Origin of the sequence: Enterococcus sp. AZ067, from assembly GCF_051715005.1 — a bacterium.
In the GTDB taxonomy this organism is placed as follows: Bacteria; Bacillota; Bacilli; order Lactobacillales; family Enterococcaceae; genus Enterococcus_D; species Enterococcus_D casseliflavus.
In genome coordinates this window covers 2132756-2155589 of record NZ_JBIOSY010000001.1, presented here as the reverse complement: position 1 = coordinate 2155589, position 22834 = coordinate 2132756, and the positions used below count along the sequence as shown (strand labels likewise).

General features: G+C 29.5%; 21 protein-coding genes. 15 read left to right on the top strand and 6 right to left on the bottom strand.

Annotated elements, in window-relative coordinates; genetic code table 11:
* Positions 1-67 precede the first annotated feature (67 nt).
* The gene (locus IGI82_RS10270; protein ID WP_005230187.1) at positions 68-559 is read right to left on the bottom strand and encodes a YajQ family cyclic di-GMP-binding protein; all 492 of its coding nucleotides are present in this window, start codon (positions 557-559) and stop codon (positions 68-70) included.
* Positions 560-712: 153 nt separating this feature from the next.
* Between IGI82_RS10270 and IGI82_RS10265 the strand changes: the two genes are divergently transcribed.
* The 5 genes from IGI82_RS10265 (at position 713) to IGI82_RS10245 (ending at position 6261) form a co-directional block, all read left to right on the top strand.
* Entirely contained in the window at positions 713-1648 is a 936-nt protein-coding gene (locus IGI82_RS10265; protein WP_005230189.1) for a YitT family protein, read from the top strand.
* Between the two features lie 74 nt (positions 1649-1722).
* Complete coding sequence (locus IGI82_RS10260; RefSeq protein ID WP_005231940.1) at positions 1723-2052, top strand: metal-sulfur cluster assembly factor; 330 nt, start codon at positions 1723-1725, stop codon at positions 2050-2052.
* A gap of 182 nt (positions 2053-2234) precedes the next feature.
* Complete coding sequence (locus IGI82_RS10255) at positions 2235-3212, top strand: tyrosine-type recombinase/integrase (protein ID WP_438842171.1); 978 nt, start codon at positions 2235-2237, stop codon at positions 3210-3212.
* 397 nt (positions 3213-3609) lie between these two features.
* The gene (locus IGI82_RS10250) at positions 3610-4365 is read left to right on the top strand and encodes a hypothetical protein (RefSeq protein WP_438842170.1); all 756 of its coding nucleotides are present in this window, start codon (positions 3610-3612) and stop codon (positions 4363-4365) included.
* Between the two features lie 741 nt (positions 4366-5106).
* Positions 5107-6261, top strand: coding sequence for an AbiH family protein (locus IGI82_RS10245; RefSeq protein WP_438842169.1), 1155 nt, complete (start codon positions 5107-5109; stop codon positions 6259-6261).
* 32 nt (positions 6262-6293) lie between these two features.
* Here IGI82_RS10245 and IGI82_RS10240 read toward each other — a convergent pair whose 3' ends face one another.
* Together IGI82_RS10240 and IGI82_RS10235 are read right to left on the bottom strand one after the other, a co-directional pair.
* Positions 6294-7055 (bottom strand): hypothetical protein, encoded by a 762-nt coding sequence (locus IGI82_RS10240; protein WP_438842168.1) that lies wholly within the window; start codon positions 7053-7055, stop codon positions 6294-6296.
* A 29-nt stretch (positions 7056-7084) separates the two neighbouring features.
* Complete coding sequence (locus IGI82_RS10235) at positions 7085-7945, bottom strand: hypothetical protein (RefSeq protein WP_438842167.1); 861 nt, start codon at positions 7943-7945, stop codon at positions 7085-7087.
* A gap of 262 nt (positions 7946-8207) precedes the next feature.
* Here IGI82_RS10235 and IGI82_RS10230 point away from each other — a divergent pair, with 262 nt between their 5' ends.
* The gene (locus tag IGI82_RS10230; protein ID WP_249464300.1) at positions 8208-8780 is read left to right on the top strand and encodes a tyrosine-type recombinase/integrase; all 573 of its coding nucleotides are present in this window, start codon (positions 8208-8210) and stop codon (positions 8778-8780) included.
* Between the two features lie 16 nt (positions 8781-8796).
* On the opposite strand, the gene IGI82_RS10225 is transcribed toward IGI82_RS10230, so the two are convergent.
* The 3 genes from IGI82_RS10225 to IGI82_RS10215 form a co-directional block, all read right to left on the bottom strand.
* The gene (locus IGI82_RS10225; protein ID WP_249464297.1) at positions 8797-9708 is read right to left on the bottom strand and encodes a hypothetical protein; all 912 of its coding nucleotides are present in this window, start codon (positions 9706-9708) and stop codon (positions 8797-8799) included.
* Between the two features lie 606 nt (positions 9709-10314).
* The gene (locus IGI82_RS10220) at positions 10315-10938 is read right to left on the bottom strand and encodes a hypothetical protein (RefSeq protein WP_438842166.1); all 624 of its coding nucleotides are present in this window, start codon (positions 10936-10938) and stop codon (positions 10315-10317) included.
* A gap of 131 nt (positions 10939-11069) precedes the next feature.
* Positions 11070-11609 (bottom strand): hypothetical protein, encoded by a 540-nt coding sequence (locus IGI82_RS10215; protein WP_249464292.1) that lies wholly within the window; start codon positions 11607-11609, stop codon positions 11070-11072.
* Positions 11610-11955: 346 nt separating this feature from the next.
* Here IGI82_RS10215 and IGI82_RS10210 point away from each other — a divergent pair, with 346 nt between their 5' ends.
* The 9 genes from IGI82_RS10210 to IGI82_RS10170 all read left to right on the top strand — a co-directional run bounded on the left by IGI82_RS10210 (position 11956) and on the right by IGI82_RS10170 (position 22748).
* Complete coding sequence (locus IGI82_RS10210; protein ID WP_438842165.1) at positions 11956-12522, top strand: recombinase family protein; 567 nt, start codon at positions 11956-11958, stop codon at positions 12520-12522.
* Between the two features lie 217 nt (positions 12523-12739).
* A complete protein-coding gene (locus tag IGI82_RS10205) occupies positions 12740-13834 on the top strand; it encodes a hypothetical protein (RefSeq protein WP_438842164.1) in 1095 nt (364 codons plus the stop codon).
* Positions 13827-14063 (top strand): hypothetical protein, encoded by a 237-nt coding sequence (locus tag IGI82_RS10200; protein WP_438842602.1) that lies wholly within the window; start codon positions 13827-13829, stop codon positions 14061-14063. The genes IGI82_RS10205 and IGI82_RS10200 overlap by 8 nt, the downstream gene beginning before the upstream one ends.
* Positions 14064-14532: 469 nt before the next feature.
* Positions 14533-14760 (top strand): hypothetical protein, encoded by a 228-nt coding sequence (locus IGI82_RS10195; protein WP_438842163.1) that lies wholly within the window; start codon positions 14533-14535, stop codon positions 14758-14760.
* A 1-nt stretch (position 14761) separates the two neighbouring features.
* Positions 14762-16693 carry a hypothetical protein gene (locus IGI82_RS10190; RefSeq protein ID WP_438842162.1) on the top strand — a complete coding sequence of 644 codons (1932 nt, stop codon included), beginning with the start codon at positions 14762-14764 and terminating at the stop codon, positions 16691-16693.
* A 1925-nt stretch (positions 16694-18618) separates the two neighbouring features.
* A complete protein-coding gene (locus tag IGI82_RS10185; protein WP_438842161.1) occupies positions 18619-19116 on the top strand; it encodes a hypothetical protein in 498 nt (165 codons plus the stop codon).
* Positions 19117-19741: 625 nt separating this feature from the next.
* Positions 19742-21205: a helix-turn-helix domain-containing protein gene (locus IGI82_RS10180; RefSeq protein ID WP_438842160.1), complete on the top strand. Its 1464-nt coding sequence runs from the start codon at positions 19742-19744 to the stop codon at positions 21203-21205.
* Between the two features lie 642 nt (positions 21206-21847).
* A complete protein-coding gene (locus IGI82_RS10175) occupies positions 21848-22027 on the top strand; it encodes a hypothetical protein (protein WP_225869278.1) in 180 nt (59 codons plus the stop codon).
* A 28-nt stretch (positions 22028-22055) separates the two neighbouring features.
* Positions 22056-22748: a hypothetical protein gene (locus IGI82_RS10170; protein WP_438842159.1), complete on the top strand. Its 693-nt coding sequence runs from the start codon at positions 22056-22058 to the stop codon at positions 22746-22748.
* Positions 22749-22834: the final 86 nt, after the last annotated feature.

Below are 22834 nucleotides of genomic sequence, written 5' to 3'. Positions count from 1 at the left end.
CGCAAAATCAGTAGATAAAGCTGATTTTGCCTAACCATCACGTTAGACTCTGTTCTAGTTTTTTTGATTAGCGATAATTTGTAAATTGTAAATCGATCGTCAGGGGCAGTTTACGCAACAATTGGATCACCTCTTGCAGATCGTCACGACTTTTGCCTGTTACCCGAATTTGATTGTCTTGAATTTGGGTTTTAACTTTTAGCTTGGCGTTTTTGATCGCTGTCGTTATTTTTTTGGCGTTTTCTTTATCGATGCCATTGATCAATTCTGCCGTTTGACGAGCTTTTGCCCCCAAGGCATGCTCCGTTTCGCCAAATTGAATATTTTTCGTTGGTACATTCCGTTTGATCAGCTTCGCAAAGAGCACATCTTTGATTTGCTCCAACTTAAATTCGTCATCTCCAACGATCGTCAGTTTGCCCTCAGTCATCTTGATTTCTACCGTGGAGCCTTTAAAATCAAATCGGTTTTTCAATTCTTTTTCCGCCTGTTGAATGGCGTTTTTCACTTCTTCTGTGTTGATCTCAGATACGACATCAAAACTTGCTTCTTTTGCCAAAATCAATCACTCCTCTCATCTCTTACCTATGATTTTAACATGGAGGCGAACGATGCGGGAATGAAAAGTAAATTTTTGCAAATAATTGTTTCATTTTTTCACACAAACTGCTATTCTTTGGAAGGAGATTTTTAGTGAAGGAGCTAGATCATTGTGAGTAAGTTATTAACGAAGCACGAACAATCAGAACGATTGAAAAAAATAGGAGTTATTTTGCTGTCAGGTATCACTGCAGCCATTGCTTTAAATTTCTTTTTGATTCCCGCAAACGTTCTTTCTGCTGGGATGAACGGGGTCGCCCAATTGATCGTGGCACTTGCCTTGGAACATTTTGGCGTTCACCTTAGTACGGGGCTGTTTATTTTCCTCTTAAACTTGCCTATCTTTGTTCTCGGGTTCATCAAACTCGGGAAATCATCGACACTATTGAGCTTTATCAATGTCGTTGTCGTTTCCGTCTTAACGATGATCCTTCCGCAAGGAGCGATCACTGACAATATTTTGGTTAACGCTTTGCTAGGTGGCGTACTGTTAGGCGTCGGCGTTGCGTTTTCACTGAAAATGGGTTTTACCACCGGCGGAATGGATATCCTTTCGTTGATATTATCAAAAACGACTGGAAAAACAGTCGGTAAATATATGTTTATTTTAAACGGCATCATTGTCATGGTCTCAGGTTTCGTCTTTTCTTGGGAAAGTGCCTTGTACACGATCATTTCGATTTTCGCGATGAGCTACGTGGTGGACATGCTGCACACAAGTCATCAAAAGGTAACGGCAATGATTATTACGACCAATGCGGAAGCTGTTGGGAAAAATATTTCTAAGCATGTGTTTCGCGGCATGACTTTGTTCCCCTCAGTCGGAGGGTATTCAGGCGTACCTGGCAATATGATCATGATGGTCGTGACGCGCTACGAGATCTACGATTTAGAACAAGCCGTTTTAGAAGCTGACGGCAATGCGTTTATTAATTTTGTGCCGACCCAATCGATTACAGGCCGTTTTGCGACAGATGATGAACAACGGACCTTTAAAACGACAGGGGTCTTCCCAGAACTGAAAATACACAAGAAAAGCCGGCCATAATCAAGGATCGTCCATTTACAAATCTTGCAAAAGAAGGTATTATTTGAAACAAGAATTAAAGGAGGTCTTCAACCGTGGCATATACTGAAGTAGAAGCAGAAGCAATCAAAGAGCGTGTCTTGGCTGCCTTGGAAACCGTGATTGACCCTGAGTTGGGGATTGATATAGTGAATCTAGGCTTAGTTTATGAAGTCGAATTTGATGCAGAAACAGGCAATACCGTAATCAAAATGACCTTAACAACAATGGGCTGTCCCTTAGCCGACGTATTGACTGAATCGATACACGAAGCACTAAGCGATATTCCAGAAGTCAAAAATCCAGAGGTGAAATTAGTCTGGTATCCCGCTTGGACGACCGATAAAATGAGTCGTTACGCACGGATTGCTTTGGGGATTAGATAGAGATTCGTGTTGATTTAACAGCGTTTCTCACTCATTTAGTATGTAGTCTGAGCCGTTTTTTCGGACTTCGGATACCAGATAAAATGTGGGTATTTTCGATACGGATACCATACTTAATGAGACGTCAATTTCTGAACTCTTTTATTAACTTTTAGAAAAAGTTGGTAAAGGAGTTTTTTGTTTTGCAAAATTTCAGGTTAGAGGAACTACTAGAAGAAATGTTATTCAATGAAAAAGCCAGAGGAATCTCACAAAAAACGATAAAGAAGCATCAGAAGTTTTTGAAACTGTTATTTGAATTTTTGAAAAAAGAGCAGATATACTTTATTGAAGACGTGACACCAAAAAGCATTCGGCAATTCATGTTGATGAAATTAGAAGAAGGATGTGCTGAAACTTATGTGAATAGCCATCTAAGAAGCATCAGAGCGTATTTTAAGTATTGTGTAGATGAAGATTATGTCCGATACGATAGAAACCCCTGTATGCGTGTTAAGTGGGTTAAAGAGCGAAAAGTAATTATTCAGACATTTAATGATATGGAAATCAAAGAAATGTTGAAAGTAGCGAAGAAGTTAACTTTCTTTAAACCTCAGAAAATGGATAAGCAACACACTGGCTATCAAACAAAATTCACGAATCAAAGAGATTATTTGCTCTTACTCATTCTTATAGATACTGGACTTAGAATTAATGAGGTAATGAACTTAAAAGATGTTCACATCACTAATAAAGAGTTATTTGTTGAAAATGGGAAAGGCAAGAAAGATAGAATTGTTCATTGCTCACCTTTGATTTATAAAGAGTATATAAAATATAAGCGAGTAGCAAATTCCTTTTTTGAATATAATGAAATAGAGAATATAGACAATTATGTATTTTTAACAAGAGAAGGTAAACAATACAACTATATTTTAGCTGAAAGAGCAATCATAAAAATTGGGAATCAATGCAAGATTAGAAAATCTATTAGGGTAAGTCCACACAGTTTTCGACATTATTTTGCTCAAAAATTGGTTCGGAATGGTACTGATATCTATAGAATTCAGAAACTTCTAGGACATGCTTCAATAAAAACAACGGAAGTTTATTTAAGAAGTTTAAATATTGAGGATGAAATCAGTAAAGCTGTGGAATATTCACCATTGCAGACGATTTAAAGGTATTGTTAATCGTTTTAATATCAACTTATAGAAATCTAAAGGAAATGTTGAATAAAATTATGAAAAATTTAAATTCAAATTTTATATAGGACACACAACATGGCTAAAACATGGTCTTGCGGAGAGGTTGTAAGTAACGAACGTGCTAAAGGAACTGGTGGATGTTTTTTCGTTCGTGGAGATTTGATTTTGAAATGGGAGGGTTACTACGATTTGCACTCTAAATGATTAAACATTAAACAGTTAATATTTCATTGAGAAGAAAATTAGAACAATTACTAAAATGATAAGTTTGTCGTAATCATGTTATGTTAAAAAAGAATGTAGTAAAAAATAATCATCTATATTAATATGATATATATTAGGAAATAATTATGTCTAAGGAGAATATTTAATGTTACTAACATACGATGAATTAAACTTAATGACTGATTATCTTAATAGTAATGACAAAATCATTATTCAAGATTATGTCTCTGCTGAAGAGTTTAACTATACTAATCCAGTTCTGATAGTTATTGACCCAATCCTTTCTCAATTTAGAAAATATGATGTTATCAAGAAAAATAATTTGGATTATTTCAGAGATAATTTTTCGGATAGCATTAATACCTTACAGCAAATTGTAGATATCTATGAACAAGAAGGATATGAAGGGTTAGTTCCAATAATAAATTATTCAGCTGAAATTAGAATAACCACTATCTATCAAACCTGTAAGGCATTTATTAATTATAGAAATACCCATGGATTTAAAAATGATTTAGAAGCGATGAAAGATTGGGCTATGCATGCAGAACAAGGGGATTCAAATAATTCAGTTAAAGGAATTGGCATTGCTACTTTTCAATATCTTCAAATGCTCCTTGGGGTCGATACAGTCAAACCAGATGTCCATATCATCAATTTTTTTGAGGAACAAATTGGAAAGAAATTTAATGAAAAAAGAGCTATATTAGCATTTACAGAGTTAGCTAATCATATGAATGTGAAATTAGTTAATTTAGACCATGCTATTTGGCTTTATAAAAGTAAATATGGAAAAACATTCAATAATGTAAGCAAGGTGAAGCTGCTAATCAATGACTTAAACCAAAGAGAACTAAAAGAAGTTCAAAAATATATTGATTCTAAATTAGAAACAATATGACTTAAAAATAGGAAAATTGAGACTCGAGAAAAGAATATAGAATAGTTTAAGTTTAATACACAGTGACTTTTTTATATCTTACAAATTTGCTAGAGGATAATTCTGCTGATTAATACCAAGCATACATGGAAGATAACGGAGCATACTTCAATGACTTGAAAGCACAACACCTAACTCAAAAAGATGTTGACTTTGCTCGTAAAGTATTGGAAACTGCGAAAGGAAATAACCAATTCAAAAAGATGAAGATGTAGAAGGAACTGAAACTACTGAAACAGTAGTTCCTGATGAAAAACCTGTAAAAGAAAACACTGCAGTAGCTGATGAATCAGCAATCGCTGCTGAAGATTTACTAGGTTTAGGTGATTTAGAGATTTAATCTAAGTAATAGAGGGGAGATTCCCTTCTATTTTTTTGTTTAATTTAAAAATCTCTCTCAGATGAAACTTAGTGAGTAATTCCCCATAATGAAAAATTTCTTTTAAAATTTAGGCGTATTTTAAAAGATAGCGATAAAAATCTTTGGTAATAAAATAAATTTGTATTTATGTAAACCTGTATAAAAACCTTGCTAAATAAGTGGTTTTTGTTTATTTTTTAAGTGGTTTTATTTATTCAAATAAAGATAATACATATACGTGAATGAAAAATAATGTAATAAACTTAAAATAAGCAAACGTTATTTTGATTTTACTGATTCTAAAGGTATAATAAAATTGAAGACATATTAGGGGTGACAGAATGAACATTACATTTTTATTGGGAAACGGTTTTGATATTCAATGTGGCTTAAAAACTTCATATATAAGTTTTTATGAATATATCTTAAAGAAAAAGTATTCTTTAGAATTGTCCCGAGAAATGGACGAAAAGTCTGTTTTGAAGATTGATAATATGATTTATTCTGAAATTTACAAATCTAAAGATGATATCCAAACTTGGGCTGATTTGGAGTTTCAGTTGGGAGTGTTTACGAGACGTTTAAAAGAAGAAAATCAGGATGCCATTACGGCTGAACGTTTTTTGGAAGATTTTGAAATTTTACGAGAGGATTTAAATGATTATCTTAAAGGTATTCAAATACAAGATGATGTTCAAATTAGTGAGGACTTTTCAGAAATACTATTTACTACTATGGATAATTTTTTTTATGGTTTATTGCCACAAGAGTTTGATGAAATCAAATCTATGCTAAGTGAAAACACTAATAGTCATTTTAATTATCGTTTCATATCTTTCAACTACACAAACAGTTTACAATTAGTCTTTCAAAATTGTAGCAAAAATGAAAAAAGAAATAAGTTAAGTAATTCAAACTTTAGTCAAATTTTTAATAGAGTAATTATTAATGTGCACGGAATAATTGACCAATTTTTAACATTAGGATTGAATGATGAGAGCCAATTAGCAACTGATTTTTTTGAAAGAGATGATTTAAACGATTTATTAAAACCTGACTCGCTTGCAAATTCAAGAGAATATAGACGTAGGGATGCTGAGAATGTTATTGAAAAAAGTGATATAATAATAATCTTTGGAATGTCCATTGGTTCAACAGATAAGCATTGGTGGGAAAGGATTGCTGAAATATTAATAAAAAATGCAAATAAAAAATTAATTATCCATTTATATGATACAGAACCTAGTTATGTATCAGCCAGAAGAGTAAGATTAAGAAGAGCGAAAAAAGAAAATGAGTTCTTATCTCATTTAGGTAATTTAGACTTATCAGATGAAAAAGTATCTCAACTAAGAAAGCAAATCTATATTGTTACTAATAGTCAATATATTATTAATGCGGATTTAAGAAAATATTTGAATCCAGTAGAGAGTAAATCAGACAATATCATTGATTTTGAAACCAAAGATAATAAATTATCTGAAACAGCCACCTAGAAAAACTAGGTGGTTTTTATAATCCTAACAGATTAGGTTCTGAATACACCAAAAGAATAATTTTTTATTTCTGAACGAGACCTATATTCTGATGATTTAAGATATTTTTCGTTCATTTCAATTTTAGCTATAGGTAAAAAACATTGTCCATAATTTTTTAGATAAGGCATATAGTCAGATGTACCTGCACAGATTATGCTATTTGTGTTGTTGTTTTTTAGTTCACCCATTCTCAGTGAGACTTCTCTAAGGGCTAGTTTTTTGAATCCTTTTTCAAAGAATAAGAAATTAGTTGTTCCAGTTACCATAGATTTATAAGCGATACAATCAGGTTTTTCGTTATTAATTTGATTTATTAGGATATTGTCTTCATTAGATAGCGGAATATTATTATCGCATTTTTCTAAAATTTCTTCAAAACCGAATCGTATCCCATCGACAATAATTAAAGGTTCGTTATTTTCAAGAGTTGGAAAAGTACTAGTTAAATCATCGTATGCCCAGAATGTAAGGATATTTTTATTCGAACCATGTTTCTTAATTTCTTTGCGACAAGTATCTAAACAGTCTGACCAATATGACAATTTTTGATTTGGAAATAATTGAGAATATCTATTTGAAATATTGCTATTTCTTAAATTACCATGAAATAGTTCACTGACAGTTTTTCCGTAAAAACTTGAATTAAATTCAACACATCTAAAAAAGTCGAATTCTTCGGTTATGAGTATGGGTAGAGTATTATGTTTATAAACTTTAGATAGAAACGAATGATTGTAATATAGCTTACTCATATATATTAACTCCTTTGTTCTTTATTCAATTAAAATGGTAGGGAATACGTTTCTTCTAAACTATCCCAAATATCTCGGCAAAATTCTTTTGCTATTGCTTCAGAAGAAAAATGTTCACTCAAATTAAATTCCCGAGTTATTTCTAGGAAAATTTTTTGATTAAATGGAAGGTTATCTGCAATAAGGTCTTTATAGTTCTTGTTTAAAAATCTGCTAATGCCTTTTTCTAGTAGCTGTTCGGAACCTATTAGATTTGAATTGTTAACTACTTTTTTAGATATTTTATTGTTTAGAATTTTAATAGACGTATTCATATCTTCGAGCTTCTTAAAAATTACTTCATCAGATGTTACTTCCTTAGTCTCAATTTTTGAAACTCTAAACTTACCAAAATGTTTTAAATAAGAATTGGCATCAGGAGAAGACGTATGAGATTTGAATGTGGCGATAAATTTACTTTGTAATTTTTTTTGAAAATCTAAAGTATTAATATATGTTAATTTACTATCGTATAGGAGATGTTCAATTGGAGAGGTGTCAAAAGAATAATTGGTTTCTAAATCCTTAATAATAATTATTGGTTTATCAAATGCAAGCCTCAATCCTAATTCAAACATAACATTTGGATTTTTTCTGCTTACATCACAAATAATAATATCTGAATCAAAAATATTTTGGACAATTTTAGCTTGAATTATTCCAGTATTATCAGATTCACTTACTAATTCAGTAGAAATTTCGTATTCTTCTATTTTTGAAAGAGCATCTTTAATAATACTTTTTACTTCGCTCCAATGGCTTTCATTTAAGCCATCAATTTCTGATATTGGCATTACTAATCCACATTTTAATTTTTGATTCTTATTATCCTTACGATTACTTTCTCCCATTCATCTCCAGCTCCGTTTCATTTATTTATATTATATAATATTACTTTATTTTTATATATATTTAATCGTTTATTTTTTTGTTCTACAAATTTGCTACAGTTTACATCTGTAGATATAATAAAATTATGGATACTTTTGTAATTTCTATCCATCACAAAGCCTATTCTATCAATAGCTATGATGTTGATTTAGTAAAGATGGATAGATTTATATTACAAGAGATAGAAAGTATCCATAAATCATTCATCATGGAGGGAGGAAAATGACACAGAGAAAAATTAATGTCAAACCAATTAAGTCCAAAGAGGTTCTGAATCAGTTTGCCACGGAATTTTTGAAAAACAAACATGGACAAAGAGATTATACAATTTTCGTGTTTGGTATTTTTACAGGGCTACGTATTTCAGATATTCTTAATCTGAAAGTTAGTGACGTGAAAGGAAAGCTCAAGGCTGATATTATTGAGAAAAAGACAGGGAAAAAACGCACGCTTAATTTAATGCAATTAACAAATCAAATAATTATATACCTTGACGAGGAACACGATGGACAAAGTGAATGGTTATTTCCTAGTCCAAGGGATAATACGAAACATTTAGCTACACACCAGTTCTATAAGATTATGCAGAAAACGGCTAATTTCCTTGATTTAGACTATATAGGAACTCATACATTGAGAAAAACCTTTGGTTATACCTATTATCAGAAAACAAAAGATTTAACTTCACTGATGAAAATTCTAAATCATAGTTCGCAGAGCGTAACTTTACGTTATATTGGTATTGAGGAAGAGGAGCTTCAGTCAAGTTTAGATAATTTTAATCCATTTCAATAATAAAAAAGAAGCACAATCAACTAAGACTGTGCTTCTTTTTTTGCGTTCTTTTAGCAACTGTATTATATTGTTTTCTATTTTCAATGCTTTTTACATATAATGTATCTAACTCTTTGTATTTTTTTCTATCATTTGAAAAAGTAATTTGATTTGTAGATTTAAAGTGATTAGATAAATAAAAAATGATTCCAAATAGACTATCAATCTTATATAAATTCCATTGTTGTTCTTTTTTTATATAGTAGTAGAAGCAATCCTCGCTTTGAACATAGATTAAGATGTCATCACGAATAAATTCTGTATTATTCTTCACTCGAAACACACGAAAATCTTTCAATTTTTCTTTAATTTTAGGTAGTTGTTGCATGGTAGGAATTGCAACAATATCTAAATTATCTAAAGAGGGAGTATGAAACAGTTGATTATCATCACGAATACTAGAGAATTGAAGAGGTATCTGAACATGATGGTGATTTATAAAATCTAAGAACAACTCTTTGTTCTGATTAGACAAACATTGATTAAACAATTGGAAAGCTTGTGGCTTCTGACTGAAATTTTTATGATTATAGATATTTCTTACAGAACTATAAAAAGAAGCAGTCACTTGTTTTTGTTGATTCGTAGCTATTGAAAGTTTATTTGTCCTAAACCCTAGTGTTAACATTTTTTGTAAGGCATCAGCTTGCAATTCTAAATGATTTAAATTGTCTAAATCAAATTTTTTAGCATAGTAGAAGTGTTTAGATAACTTCTTTTTAGAAACCCATTTATGCTTTTCTAACGTGCTTAAACGAGCTTCTAAGCTAATTCTGTTACATTGTAGTATTTTTTCTAAAGTAGATTCATAAATCCCATTAGATGCTATAACTAGTTGTAATAATTCATCACTATCAATCGCTCTTTTGTTGACAATATATTTTTTCAAATTCACTCCCTCCAATAATTTTTTTGCATATTTTATCAGTAATTTTCTTTCTCAAAAGTATCCATTTTTACGTAATCAAGAAAGGTTGAAATACTCCAATTTTGTGACCCCTACATAGTGAGCAACTACTCAATTCAATTTAAAATTTTTTTTTAGGTAGCTGCTGTTTTGAAAAATTCACGGAGGTTTCCATTCGAAATTTGTAAAATTTCATCAAAAATCACCGAGTTTTCAAAAAGTTCTCACAAAAGTTCTCAAAAAGTTATCTTCTACAAAATAAAAATATACTTTATGTAGGGTTAAGGTAGGGATAATGTAAGGTATGAAAATTGCTGATGTAGGGATAATGTAGGGGTAGAAAATTAAGAGAAAAAACAGAGAAATTTCTATTAAGTATCCATCTCGTAATTATCCATTTTCAATTTACTTCTATCTATATTATACCATCGTAAAAATGATGATGGAAATTTGAATGACATATCTAGAATTGTTGACAAAGAAAATGGTGAAATGAGAGGAAGGTATTTGATTTGGGGACAAGAAAGACGAACAAATAATTCATAACCCAATACACATTATTTGCTCGTCTTAGCTTCTTAATTGACTTTACTCGTTTATTATTTTAACTTGAATGTTATAGGTAGTTTTTCCACCATGAACATTTGTATAAGTAATTTTAATATGATTTATTGCATTAACCTTCATCCTAGCACCTTCACTCAATTTATAATAACCATTACCGTAAGATACCTCACTAAATCTATAACTAACACCATTTATGTCAATAGTGGTGCTTCTATTTTGGTTGTTTCCAAAACCTTTGTCTATGGCTTCCTGTTTAACGCCAACGTTATTGTCTGAAATAGCATCTATCAATACATAACCATCTTCTATAATAGGCATACTAACACTACTCAATTTCTTCAAATTAATTGTTCTCATACCTGTATTATCAGGTGTCCAAATATCTGGACCGGCATATACGTTTTGAAACCAAATACCTAGATAACCTTTAACTTCAAATGAATTATGAAATTTCCCTACACAGTTACCTTCACTACCATCTAATAAATTAGTATCTTCACCAACTTGTTCAAAACTATCACAGTAAATATTTGCCAAACTTGGCTTAAGAGTATCTTTAAATAATAGGTAACTTATGAAAACAAAAATACCAAATATTACGATTGCTACGACTACAAAAAGTCCTTGTGAACTCCCATCTGCCATTATTAACCTCCTTTCCCTGTATAAAGACAATTGCAGTAATTGTTTTTTTGTTATCTGTACAATTATTTCTATATGCTAATTTTGTTGTACCAAATAAAACGGCTCTTCATTAACCAAAAAAAATCATTGATTTATATTTTGGTTCCTGACGAGTTGATACTATAAGTCTCAGGTCTACTAGACTCATATTCCTGAGCGTTTAATATACCAATAAAATCAAACTGATAGATTTCGTTTGGCTTTAAGTTTATTGTTTTTTCTAATTCAGTTGAATAGATTGAATTTATGTCAGTTGTATGTATATCTCCGATAAATAAACCTCTACCCTCAGCAGTAAATTTTACTTTATATGATAATTCCTTGTCTGTCAGATTTTTGATTGTCACATTGATATTCTCAGATAGCCTAGGGAAAGTAGGGCTATCAAAATCCAATTTGTTAAAATTGAAATTCAAGTCGCTGATTTCAATGGATATTTCAGAATTTATTGTGGGATTGTCAGTTACCATATTTATTAAATTATTCTCAGCTTGCTCTAAACCATCCTTAAAAATTCCTGATAAATTAGGACTCATAATGTCCCTAAACAGTAAATAACTCAAGAATACAAAAATACCGAATACTACGATTGCTACAACTACAAATAGTCCTTGTGAGCTTCCATTAGTCATTAAAAATACCTCCTTTGTGTTATTTTATCACCTCTTTATTATATCGAATCTGAGTGTTTTTACAAATTTTTAGTGTATAGAAATGCTGTGTATAATTTGATAAATAAGCAATTAATGCTTTGTTTAAGGGGATATAATAGAAAAGTAAAGGTATGATTCATTTTATAGACAATCGTTATATTTGATGAGATAATATAATTACCTTGACGAAAACCATTTATAATGACCTCTAAATCTTTAAGTGTTTTTCAATTACCTTGACTATTCCCCAGTTAGTCAGGGTATTTTTGTATTTATAATTATTTATTTAAACTAAACTAAGAAAAAGGAAAGGAGGAAACCATTTATGACAAGAACTATTGGTTATATACGCACAAGTAAAAACACACAAGACCTAGGATTGGAAGTACAACGAAAAGCATTAGAACGATTTGAGCCAGATGAATTATTTTCTGAACAAATCAGTGGGCGAAAAGAAAATCGAACAGAACTAGAGAAAGCGTTGAATTGCTTGGAAAAAGGTGACACTTTACTTATTTACAATTTATCAAGGTTGAGTCGTTCCTCGAAACAATTAGTAAATTTAATGTCTGAGCTTAATCAAAAAGGGATTCACTTAAAGAGTGTCCAAGAAGCAATTGATACCAGAACAGCGAGCGGACGCTTATTCTTTACCGTTTTAGCAGGTATTGCAGAGTTTGAAGCAGAAAGTATTAGTTTACGAACAAAAGAAGCGTTGGCTAACTCGGATAAACGACTAGGCAGACCACCGATTAAGAAAAATAAATGCAAAAAAATTATTATTTTGTATCAAGAAAATAAGTTATCGCTAAAAGAAATTGCAAAAAAATGTGGTGTATCTGAGAAAACGGTTTACAATATTGCTAAAAAAGCAGGTTTATCCCGAAAATGAGACTTGATAAATTATCAATCTAAGGGTAACATTATTGGAGGGAAGCAAGATTTTACCGGCAATAAATCAACGTTTTTTACCGACACTGTATAAAAAAATAAAATACATAAAAAAGACGATTGTATCAACATTTTTGAAGTTGATGGAATGGTCTTATTTTGTTGTGGCAAAAACGTTGATTTATTACCTCGCATGAGAGTGAGAAAGGATTGGTTTTGTGGGACTAAGTAAACGTGCAAAGATTGGTATAGGAATAATAGGAGCAGTTTTAATTTCTAGCTGGGGAGTTTACACCTATGTTCAAAAACAAAAAGAATTGAAAAGAGAGCTAACAATTGAAGAAACAAGAGATTTAAGACCGTTTTCTGCAGTAGATAAAACTTATTCAAATGAAGAAGGTCAATTAGTGATGACATTTAAGTTTGAAAAAGATTACATTGATGAAAACAAACGACAGAAAATGGAATATTATCTATACAATTCTCAAAATGATGAATTGACTAAGCTACCATTAGATTTAGAAGACAAAGTTGAATATACCATTGATTTAAAAGAAGCTATTCGACCAGAAATCATGAAATTCGTTAATACAGGAGATGGTCAATATCCGTATGACCCCTATAGATTTCAAGAATTGTTGAGGAACGAATTTGTGGACGAGCACCTTTATTGGATAGCTACTCCTAAAGATTATATAGAGAAATATACTATTGATAAATACAATAAGTTTGCAAAAGAAAATAGTTTTTTTATCACTAGTTCTGATATTGCTTTTGAATTGGATTTAACAGAGCAAAACAAAGATTCGTATAGAGGCGGTTACTCAACAATCAGTGAATATGTTTCAAGTTTAATTACGAATGACTTATCACCGCAAGATTTTGCCTATTTAGTAACAAAAGTGAGAGGAAATGTTCCAAGAAAAGTAGAAATTTTAAATGCAACTCCCTTTGAAGGTCAATATTCTGCAATATTAAAAAAGGGCTATTTCGCTAGAGGAAATTATGAATTTAGAAGAACAGGATATGTAGTCCCAGAAGATTTTGGCTTGCCAACATACAGTCCGATGAGTTTGTATATGCAAACGTATAGTGTTTCTGAAAGTGAAGAAGAAGCTTTAGCAGGAGATATATCAGAATGGAATCAACAAATTATTGATGACAAAGAAAAGTATGAAAAAGAATCTGACTTGATATTCTTTGATAAAAAGATTCAAAAGTTAGGAAAAATTGAAAATGCTCTATTTACTTTTCGTATAAATGATGAATTAGGACAGTGGTTGGAAATTACAACCGATGATGCAGATGAATAGTTTGGCAATGAAAAAATATGTTGTTCATAAAGTGAAAAGGACTTTTTATAAAGCGAATGTAACGATTCCACAGTTGGTTGTAAACAGCATAGCTAATGAATTGTATAAAGAATTTGTCAAATGCTCAGAAAGTGAGCAACAATCTTTGTTGGATTCTGGTGAACTAGTAAAATTACTTTGGGATAAACATGTAGTGACTAAAGAAAAAGAATTGTTAGAAGAGATATGAGTAAAATCATGTCTCTTTTTTTCTCGAAATTCATGTCAAAAACCACTTAAAAAATGACCCTTAAAAAACCCTGATTTATCAAGGATTTTATGATTGTTGACAAAAATACAAGATTACTGTTATATCAACGTTTTAAAGCACTATTTTTGAAAAAACACCTCTCAGATGCAATGAAATTTTTTTTGTGGGGAATTACTCACTAGATTTAATCTGAGAGGTGTTTTTTTGTATGTAAATATATTTGAAACTTAAAAAAACGTTGATGTACCAAAGTTTTTTAAGATTTTAATCTTGCTAAGGAAGTAATAGAAATATGGGTGTTATAAAAGTCGACTTTTTGATTAAAATACACCTATTATTTTTTGTTGTCTGATTATGTTAGATTTACTTTACTTCAGTTGGTAAATTATGATATAGTCCGGCAATGATAATTAAAAAAATAATATTTATTATAGGAGGTTATAGCAACATGGTTACGATTGAAGAAAAGCAGATGTTTATTAAAGAAAAGTTGAGTATTTTAAAGGAACAATATGGGGTAAAAATGAATTTCATAGCTGAAAATGTAGGATTGCATACGCAAAATTTGCATAATTTTCTAAAAGGGAAAATAGGGATAAGTGAGAACAAGACAGATTTACTAGTGGAATTGTTAGTATCAAAATACGGAAAACTGTTAGATTTGGAGGATAAATAGTATGAAGATTGAATTATGTATAGAAAATTTTTTAAGGAAGAGTAAACCTAATCCAGATGAAATTAGAATGATTCAAAATGTGTTATATAAAAAAATACAAAAGAAAGAAATTGAAGATGTTGCTGAAAGTATTGCTGTTAATGGAAAAACAAGTATGTTAGCAACGTATTTTGAAACAGAAGAATTTTCTGAACGCATTCATTCGATTAATTTTAAACAGCAACAACTGATTATGCTTGATTTTGATAATTCTAAAGTGGATATAGAAAAATACGGTATAACCACTTATGACTATGTAAGAAATCATGACTTTATTAAACAAAATGCTTGTTTCATGTATCGAACCTTCTCTGATAAAGAAGCAATAGTTGATAAATTTAGAGTAGTCTTTGTGCTGAATAAGCCTGTAATAGACTATTTAGAAATTGGTAATATTTATACTAAATTATTTCGTTTGTTCCCATCAGCTGATAGAAAATGTTCTAATCCCAATCGGCTATTTTTTGGAAGTGATAGAGGGTATGAAGAAATTAATTTTTTCAATCTTTTGAATGTTAAAGAATTTACAAGCGATATTGTACCGATGAAAAAACAGCCAAACAAAATAGTAAAATCAGAAATTTCTAATGAACAATATGAAATTCAAGATAGAAAGCTGGTTTGGCAACTAATTAAAGAAAATACGCAAGAATCCATTAATGAAGCAAGAGCCATCATCCTAGATAAATTCGATTCAGAAATTTCTAAAATATATCCTTCTTACACAAATGCACGAGTGATACTAAGGCAAACAATTGATATGAGAGAGTTTTTAGAACTACCTAAATCAGAACCGTTTCATGATATTTTAGAAAAAGATGAAAATCCAAGTGCGAGCGTGATTCAATGGAAAGATGACACACAAATTTATCATAGATTTAATAAGGATTCTTTTGCCAATTTAGATATTTTGCGAGTAATTTCTAAACTGTTAAATCTAACAGGGTATGAAGGAAGTTGTAAATCCATTGATTTGTTATTATATTTGACTGGAAGTAGTTTAGATAGAACTTCTGAATCAGCAGAACAAATTGATAAAATTCAATTCTTTAGAAAAGTATTGAAGGGTGAAAAATTAGCCACTGAATATCCCAAATTTACTAAATTTCTAGGAAGTGACTTACGTATTTCAATTGCGTTATTGGATATGCTTTCAGAGTATATGTATGAAGATTTTAAAACAGGAGAAGTTCGACACTTACTATGCCTAACAAGTGAAAATATTGCAAAAGAAATAAATATTGTTTTAGGTACAAAATACGACCACACTAGAATTCATAGAGTAATTAACAAATTGGCGATTACAGAAAATATTGAAAAGCTAGAAGAATCACAAATACCTGCTGAATTATTTGAAAAATACACGGAAAATTCTTATGAAAAAATAATAAGCAATAAATACCATCATACAAATTTTATAGAGTTTAAAAATGCTGATATGGAAAAATCGGAGACTATATCTAAAGAATTGTATGATAATAACTATACGTTGAATGCTTTGAATTTCGAAGGAATTGCTAGAATTTTGGGAAAAGATATTGCTAGTAATGTATTTAAGCAAAGAGAAACAACTGTAGTATCTAAAAGAATTAAAGTAGATGAAAATCTATTATCCGAATCAAAAAAAGAAAATGAGTTGAAAATAGCTAAATTCATTTTAAGAAAAATAGAAACTCAGAGCTATGTAGCTGAAAGAGATATAATTTTTTATGTTTATAAATATCTATTAAAGAAAAAAACAAAGAAAGATGCTGAATATTTGGTAAAACAATGTCGTGCAAATATCTGTAAAGACTATGATTTAGAGCTTATCAGAGTAACCAATAGTATTCGAGACAGTTATAATATATCTAATGAAATTAAGAGTAGAAGTATCATATACGTGAAGAATTAGTATTATTGAAGAGATTGTATAAGTTATACCATAGTTTTATTGAATTGTAACTTTCATTCAATTTCTTCAATAAAACTAGGGGTAAATCATAACTTTTATAATCATACAATAAATAACTTATTATTTATATATTCTTATTTGTTGTATGATTATAAAACCTAACAAGTTTTACCAGAAAAACTGGGTTTTCTCAACGAAAGTTCCAATTCAATATTGATGGTGTATAATATGTAGGTTTATAATCATACATACTGATTAAGAACCAGCAAAGCTCCGCTTTGCTTACTTTTAATAGGAATATTGAAATTTAAAAAGAGGATGTTTTCTTCTCTTGTTTTTAGGTAGTAGCAAGTCAAAGACTTGCTTATTAAATAGGGATTCTAACTTTAGTAAAATAGCGAAAGTTTGCTGCCTAGAATTTTAAATATAACGAAATAGTCATATTTCGGTATTGTTTATTATTTTGAGTGGATTCCATAGAAACATCATCATATCAGTAGTTATATATTTTATTCTATATAAAATTTTCATGTGTTTGAATAACGTGTTGCTAATTCTTTCCAGTCTGTTTTTTCTCCTAATAGCTCTTGAAGATGTTTTCGATAAATTGTATATAAAAATATAAAATCGCTTAGAACGCATTTTAGGCAGCTTAAAAATGATTTTGGTATTTAAGAAGATGATTTAGGATTGAAAATTTCTATAATGACTTCTGAGGCTTGTAATTTACTTGTAGAAATTTTGTATCTTAGTAATTAGTTTAAAACGTTGATATATCAACATTCAATATGATTTCTGGAAAAATATATATTAAAAAACACCGCTCAGATAAAAGTTAGTGAGTAATTCCCCATAAAAAAAGTTTAACTGTATTTGAGAGTTGTTTTTTCGAAAATAGTGCTTTAAAACGTTGATATAACAGTAATCTTGTATTTTTGTCAACAAGCATAGAACCCTTGATAAATAAGGGTTTTTTGAAGGTCATTTTTTAAGCTATTCTTAATGATGATTTCGGGATATAGCGGAACTGTTGGGAGCAGTATCAAAAAAATATTATAGTAAAATCATTAGACATATTCAAATTTATCTACTAGTTTGATGGCTTATGAAATTTTAGATATAGTAGAAGCTTACGATTATTTTTAAAAATATGGCAAGTTGAGATTTTTCGTATGAAATAAAAATTCAAGTATTGTGTCGTTTAGATAAAATCAATCTAACTTATTATGATTTTATCTAAACGACTATTTTTTTGGTTTATTAAATTTTAAAGCGTTAAAAAATAATCATATTATAATGTTTCAAGAAAATAGAATAATCGTTTTTAAGCCGTTTTCTTTTATTAGTAATTAAAAAAAGTTCGTTATTTGGATTGCGAATCATATTTCAAATTATTATTGACATTAAATTATTCAATATGAAAGCTCTTTACTACTTACTTAAACGAGATAGAACATGATTCTTCTGTATTTTTTTTCAATATTGATTAGCATATACTTTTACGGGCGATAAGTCTTAGGGGATATATTTTACGAAAAATGCTTATTGTATAATTTATTAAAAACTAATCGTCATTTAAATCAATAAATTTTTAAGTTGAATGGCATTTGTTTTTATAAAATGAATTTAACGGCCATGTTTTAAACTTTTAATTTTCAAAGTTCCATTTGTATAAAATAATACACCAGTTTTCAGTATCGTCTTAGGCGAAAATTTGGATTTATCAAGATTTCATTGATTTTTGATTTTTTTAAAACAATTGATATTTAAATAATCAGATGCTTTTAAGTCATAAAGTAATAAATTAATACAATCGTTATCCATTTTTTTAAAATAAAATCGAATGTTCGGATAATCACTCGCCAATATTATATTGTAAACTATTTTTGTAACAATACTATTTAAATTTGGAGGGTATTAGAACAATGAAAAAAAACATATTAGCGACAACTTTTTTATCAACTTTGTTGTTAGTAGGTAGTAACCCACTTTTATCGAATGCATCAGAATTAATTAGTGAAAAAGAAGTTCCAGTAGAAATTCAAGAAGGTATAGTAGATATAAGTTTTAATGAGGGAACAACAAGTAAAGTTGATTTTCAATTATCTGATTTCGACGTAAACTCAGGTGTTCGAAAACAAACGAAACCCTTGAAGGCAGTAGCTACGGTGAATAACACAAAATCAGAGGATGTTAATGTAAATATTTTTGCGGAACTGGACAATTATAGTATTGGGTTGGAAATTAAACCTTCAAATCCATACATGCAAGCAGATAGGGTACAAAGAATGTCCTCTAAGCAAATTGAGAAAGATTTCGATGTTACGCTTGATGCTGATACTTATGTTTGGAGTAATAATGGAAGTAATAGTGCGAATATTATTTTAAAAGCTCAAGAAGTACCCAGTCCCAGTCCTTGGTAAAATAATTCTGATTACAATAAGAGAACCATCAACAAGTAATTTGTATACTAAGACCTATATTTGATAGGGAGAAAAGCTTAAGTTTGCAAATAGCGACAAAATGAGTTAGATTGCTATACAGTGAATCAAAACGAATGTAGTTTAATTGGACAGCACATAGAATATTGAAGAAGAAGTAACACTAATCGAATCAATAACAATTTCTTTTTTTGTTATTGAATTAGTGTTCCTTCTTTTGTTCTTTTCATTTAGATGAAAAAATTAGCCATTAAACCGGTCACTATCTTTGTGAATTATAGAACTAAACGAAATTTCTACAACGTCTGATGTTGGATAATAGTATTTTTAATATTAAACACACATATGTATGGCTAAAACGATTTGTTTAAAAAACACATAGTGTAACGTGATAAATAAACATTTAATAAAAATAAAAAGATTTATATGATAATGATGATAATGATTTATTATTTACAAAAATCGTGCAATATTTTGCATTTTAAAATATAACTAATGTGATTTTAACGTTATGAAAATGTTATGTAAAATAGTGAAATAAGTATACAGATAATCAAACAAATACTTGATAGCACAATCTCTCTCAAAATAAAGGTTGGTAAATTGAATGGAATATATAATGAATACATTTAGCAGTCTCTATCTCACAAGAAAACAAAATGAGAAGTTAGAACTATTTACGGTTTTAGTAACAGAAAAATATGTTTCATTAAATAAATTAAGTGAAATGTTAAACATAACTATGTATCAAACGAAAATATTATTAGTTGAATTAGAAGAAAATATCGGGCAATTGGATTTTGATTTCTCATCATTATTCTTTCAAGAAAAAAATACCATCGGATTAATTGAAGGATTTAGTCAAGAACTTTTACTTAACGTGTTTGTTAATTTAAAGAAAAAATATTTTGATGAATCACCTTTTTTCCGTCTATTACTCTATTTATTAAAAAATCGCAAGACACGAGTAATAGATATTTCAGAAAGATTAATGTTTAGTAAATCATATAGCTATAAACTGATTAACCGTCTAAGAAATATATTTCAATCACAAAGAATTCCAATCACTATAAACAGCGATTTCGAATCAATTTCCTTGGAAGGCAATGAGAAGTATATAAGAACATATCATTATTTAGTACAAGTTATGGCATATAATGTTTTTGCAGATAGACAAACAAGGGTGAATATCGACTTAGTTGGTGAAAATTATAAAAGTCTACAAACTACTAAAGTGAAACATGAAATTCTTTTATCAATCCTAGAAAATGCCGTTTCTCGTGGGTATTCAATTCAAGACCTAGATAAAAAATCCCTTGAAATATTTAATATTATGAAAGAATTATATGAAGATATTTCATTAACAAAATTAATTCCAATTAATAATATGGAAGAAAAAGAAAATGAGCTTGCTTTTTTTTATTTTTGCAGACAGCTTTTAATTCCAGAAACTACAAGTAAAAGGGACAAAGTTTTTTTAGGGGAGAAATTTAAATCTATAAAAGGTAACAAAATAGTTGATTTCTCAGTTGCTGTTTTAGAGGCATTGTCGGAGAAGTTTCATATAAAATATGACGTTGAAAATATTATTTTATATGAATGTATTATTAATACTTGGGCTTATCAAAATATTTATTTTGAAAATCTGAATGGCACCACTAGTCAACATAGTAATGATACCAGAATTCATGAAGTTCAAAATATTATTTTAAATACTCTCTTAAATTTCGAATTACAAGTTGGAGATAAAGAACTTTTTGTAAATAAATTATCCCACATCTTATCTTATTTTTTACCTGTTCAAAATAAAGAAACTGTGGTTATTACCATATCTATGTTACATTATCCTGAATATGTACCTGTTATTCAAAATAAATTGCTTGCAATTTTCAATGAGAAAATCATTAAATTTAGTTCTAATCATAATGAAGCAGATATATTAGTCTCGGATGGTATTCTAAATCATGACAATTCGCAAGATTTTGCTTTTTTTAGGGATATACATAATAAGGACCATTGGGATAATTTAAATTCAGTGGTTCAAGCAAGAATTATATCAAAACTAGGATAATATATTTAGACTAGATACAAACTTAAAAATATGTGCAGGATTAGGAAATAACATCTTTATGGTACAAACTCATATATCTGCAAAAAATCTAAAATTTGAAGAATTCATTGAGTTCAAAAGACATGGAAGAATAACTCTGTTTTTACATTAATACTGGCAACTTACAATTTGCTATTTAAGAGTACGCAAAAAAGATTATAATTCTCTAATATTTAAATATTATAAATAAAAGAAGATAAGTGTCCAATATAAAGGTGGAGTATTATAAATGTGAGATAATTCCCAAAGGAGATTAAAGCGGATTTAGTCAACATTTGTCATTTAAACTATAGAATATGATTCTACCAAGTTAGAAGGATGTGAATTACTTAAAAGTATAAATTGGAGATGTGGTTAATGTGAAAAGCATGGGGAATAATTATGTGCAGAGATTAAGAAAATAGCTTCTATTAATCATATCAAAATATTTTTTCATTAAAACAAATTTTATATTTTAAATCTAGGTTACCAAAAGAAAGTTGGGGGAAATTGTTAGTAAGTAGAAACAGATATAGAAAAGTCATGAATAATAGTAGATTTCTCGAGTATCATTTTCAGACAATAAATGACAATACAAGTGAAAATTTACTCAGGGAATGTGACTTGAATAACTTGAAATATCTAGTTGAAAATAATATTCGTGAAACAGTGAATGAATCTAAGAAAAAATCAGTCTTTATGAAAAAAGTGAAAATAGCTAGGAAAAATAGAGCGGATTTTATTTTATTAGAAAAAACCTGTGAGATAATAGCAAACAATATAGAAAATCGTCCCTTTAATTAGACAGTAGTATTGGTAAAGGAGAATCAATATGAATACTATTTTTATGTTTTTACAAAAAAGTAAAATAATATTTCTTAATTGCTGCATACTATTTGTGTTAATAATTTTCGGCACACAAAGTTTAGCTAACGAAATTAAAGATGAGATAAACATTGAGGCTGATGAAGTTACTTTATCATTGAACGATTTAGACTTTTCAACTAGAACAGTAAAACAAATTGAAACTGTGAAGATAAAATATGATGTAAATTCTTCTTTAGATTATTCATTGGTAATATCCACTGAAGGTAAGGGGCTTACTGCTAGGTTTATAGATACTTTAAGCAATACCTATTCTGGAATCCTTTTACCAACATCAAGCCAAGGAGAAGTAAATTTAAATTATGAAGTCGTTTTGAGCATGGATGAATATGAACATTCACCAGAGAATGAAACTGCTATTACATTTACTTTTGTGAAAAAAAATGTAGATAGTTTTGATGATATTTCAGAGTTTGAAAATGACAAAACAAGTAGCTCTCTTGATGAAAACACTTTAAGCAATAATAAAAAGGAAGATAAATCAACTAGTTCATCTGAGGGAATTATTGATGAAAAACCAGATGATTCAGATGTTAAGGATATGAGCGAAAGTGAAAATGATGAAAGTGACTTAGATGAAGAAGATAACAATGACAATCAAAATATATCAGACCAAGATAATTCTGGTGAAAATTCATAGGATAGGTTTCTTGAATTTTATCATTATTTAAATGAATCAAAAGAAGGAAATGTATTAATGAATAACGCTATAAGAGGTTATTATCC

Bases quoted from the DNA above. Each gene is read 5' to 3' on its own strand.
- IGI82_RS10190 (WP_438842162.1), top strand. From the start codon at position 14,762: ATGAAGATTGAATTATGTATAGAAAATTTTTTAAGGAAGAGTAAACCT.
- IGI82_RS10250 (WP_438842170.1), top strand. From the start codon at position 3,610: ATGTTACTAACATACGATGAATTAAACTTAATGACTGATTATCTTAAT.
- IGI82_RS10185 (WP_438842161.1), top strand. From the start codon at position 18,619: ATGAAAAAAAACATATTAGCGACAACTTTTTTATCAACTTTGTTGTTA.
- IGI82_RS10210 (WP_438842165.1), top strand. From the start codon at position 11,956: ATGACAAGAACTATTGGTTATATACGCACAAGTAAAAACACACAAGAC.
- IGI82_RS10180 (WP_438842160.1), top strand. From the start codon at position 19,742: ATGGAATATATAATGAATACATTTAGCAGTCTCTATCTCACAAGAAAA.
- IGI82_RS10170 (WP_438842159.1), top strand. From the start codon at position 22,056: ATGAATACTATTTTTATGTTTTTACAAAAAAGTAAAATAATATTTCTT.
- IGI82_RS10245 (WP_438842169.1), top strand. From the start codon at position 5,107: ATGAACATTACATTTTTATTGGGAAACGGTTTTGATATTCAATGTGGC.
- IGI82_RS10220 (WP_438842166.1), bottom strand. From the start codon at position 10,938: ATGGCAGATGGGAGTTCACAAGGACTTTTTGTAGTCGTAGCAATCGTA.
- IGI82_RS10240 (WP_438842168.1), bottom strand. From the start codon at position 7,055: ATGAGTAAGCTATATTACAATCATTCGTTTCTATCTAAAGTTTATAAA.
- IGI82_RS10195 (WP_438842163.1), top strand. From the start codon at position 14,533: ATGGTTACGATTGAAGAAAAGCAGATGTTTATTAAAGAAAAGTTGAGT.
- IGI82_RS10215 (WP_249464292.1), bottom strand. From the start codon at position 11,609: ATGACTAATGGAAGCTCACAAGGACTATTTGTAGTTGTAGCAATCGTA.
- IGI82_RS10230 (WP_249464300.1), top strand. From the start codon at position 8,208: ATGACACAGAGAAAAATTAATGTCAAACCAATTAAGTCCAAAGAGGTT.
- IGI82_RS10235 (WP_438842167.1), bottom strand. From the start codon at position 7,945: ATGGGAGAAAGTAATCGTAAGGATAATAAGAATCAAAAATTAAAATGT.
- IGI82_RS10200 (WP_438842602.1), top strand. From the start codon at position 13,827: ATGAATAGTTTGGCAATGAAAAAATATGTTGTTCATAAAGTGAAAAGG.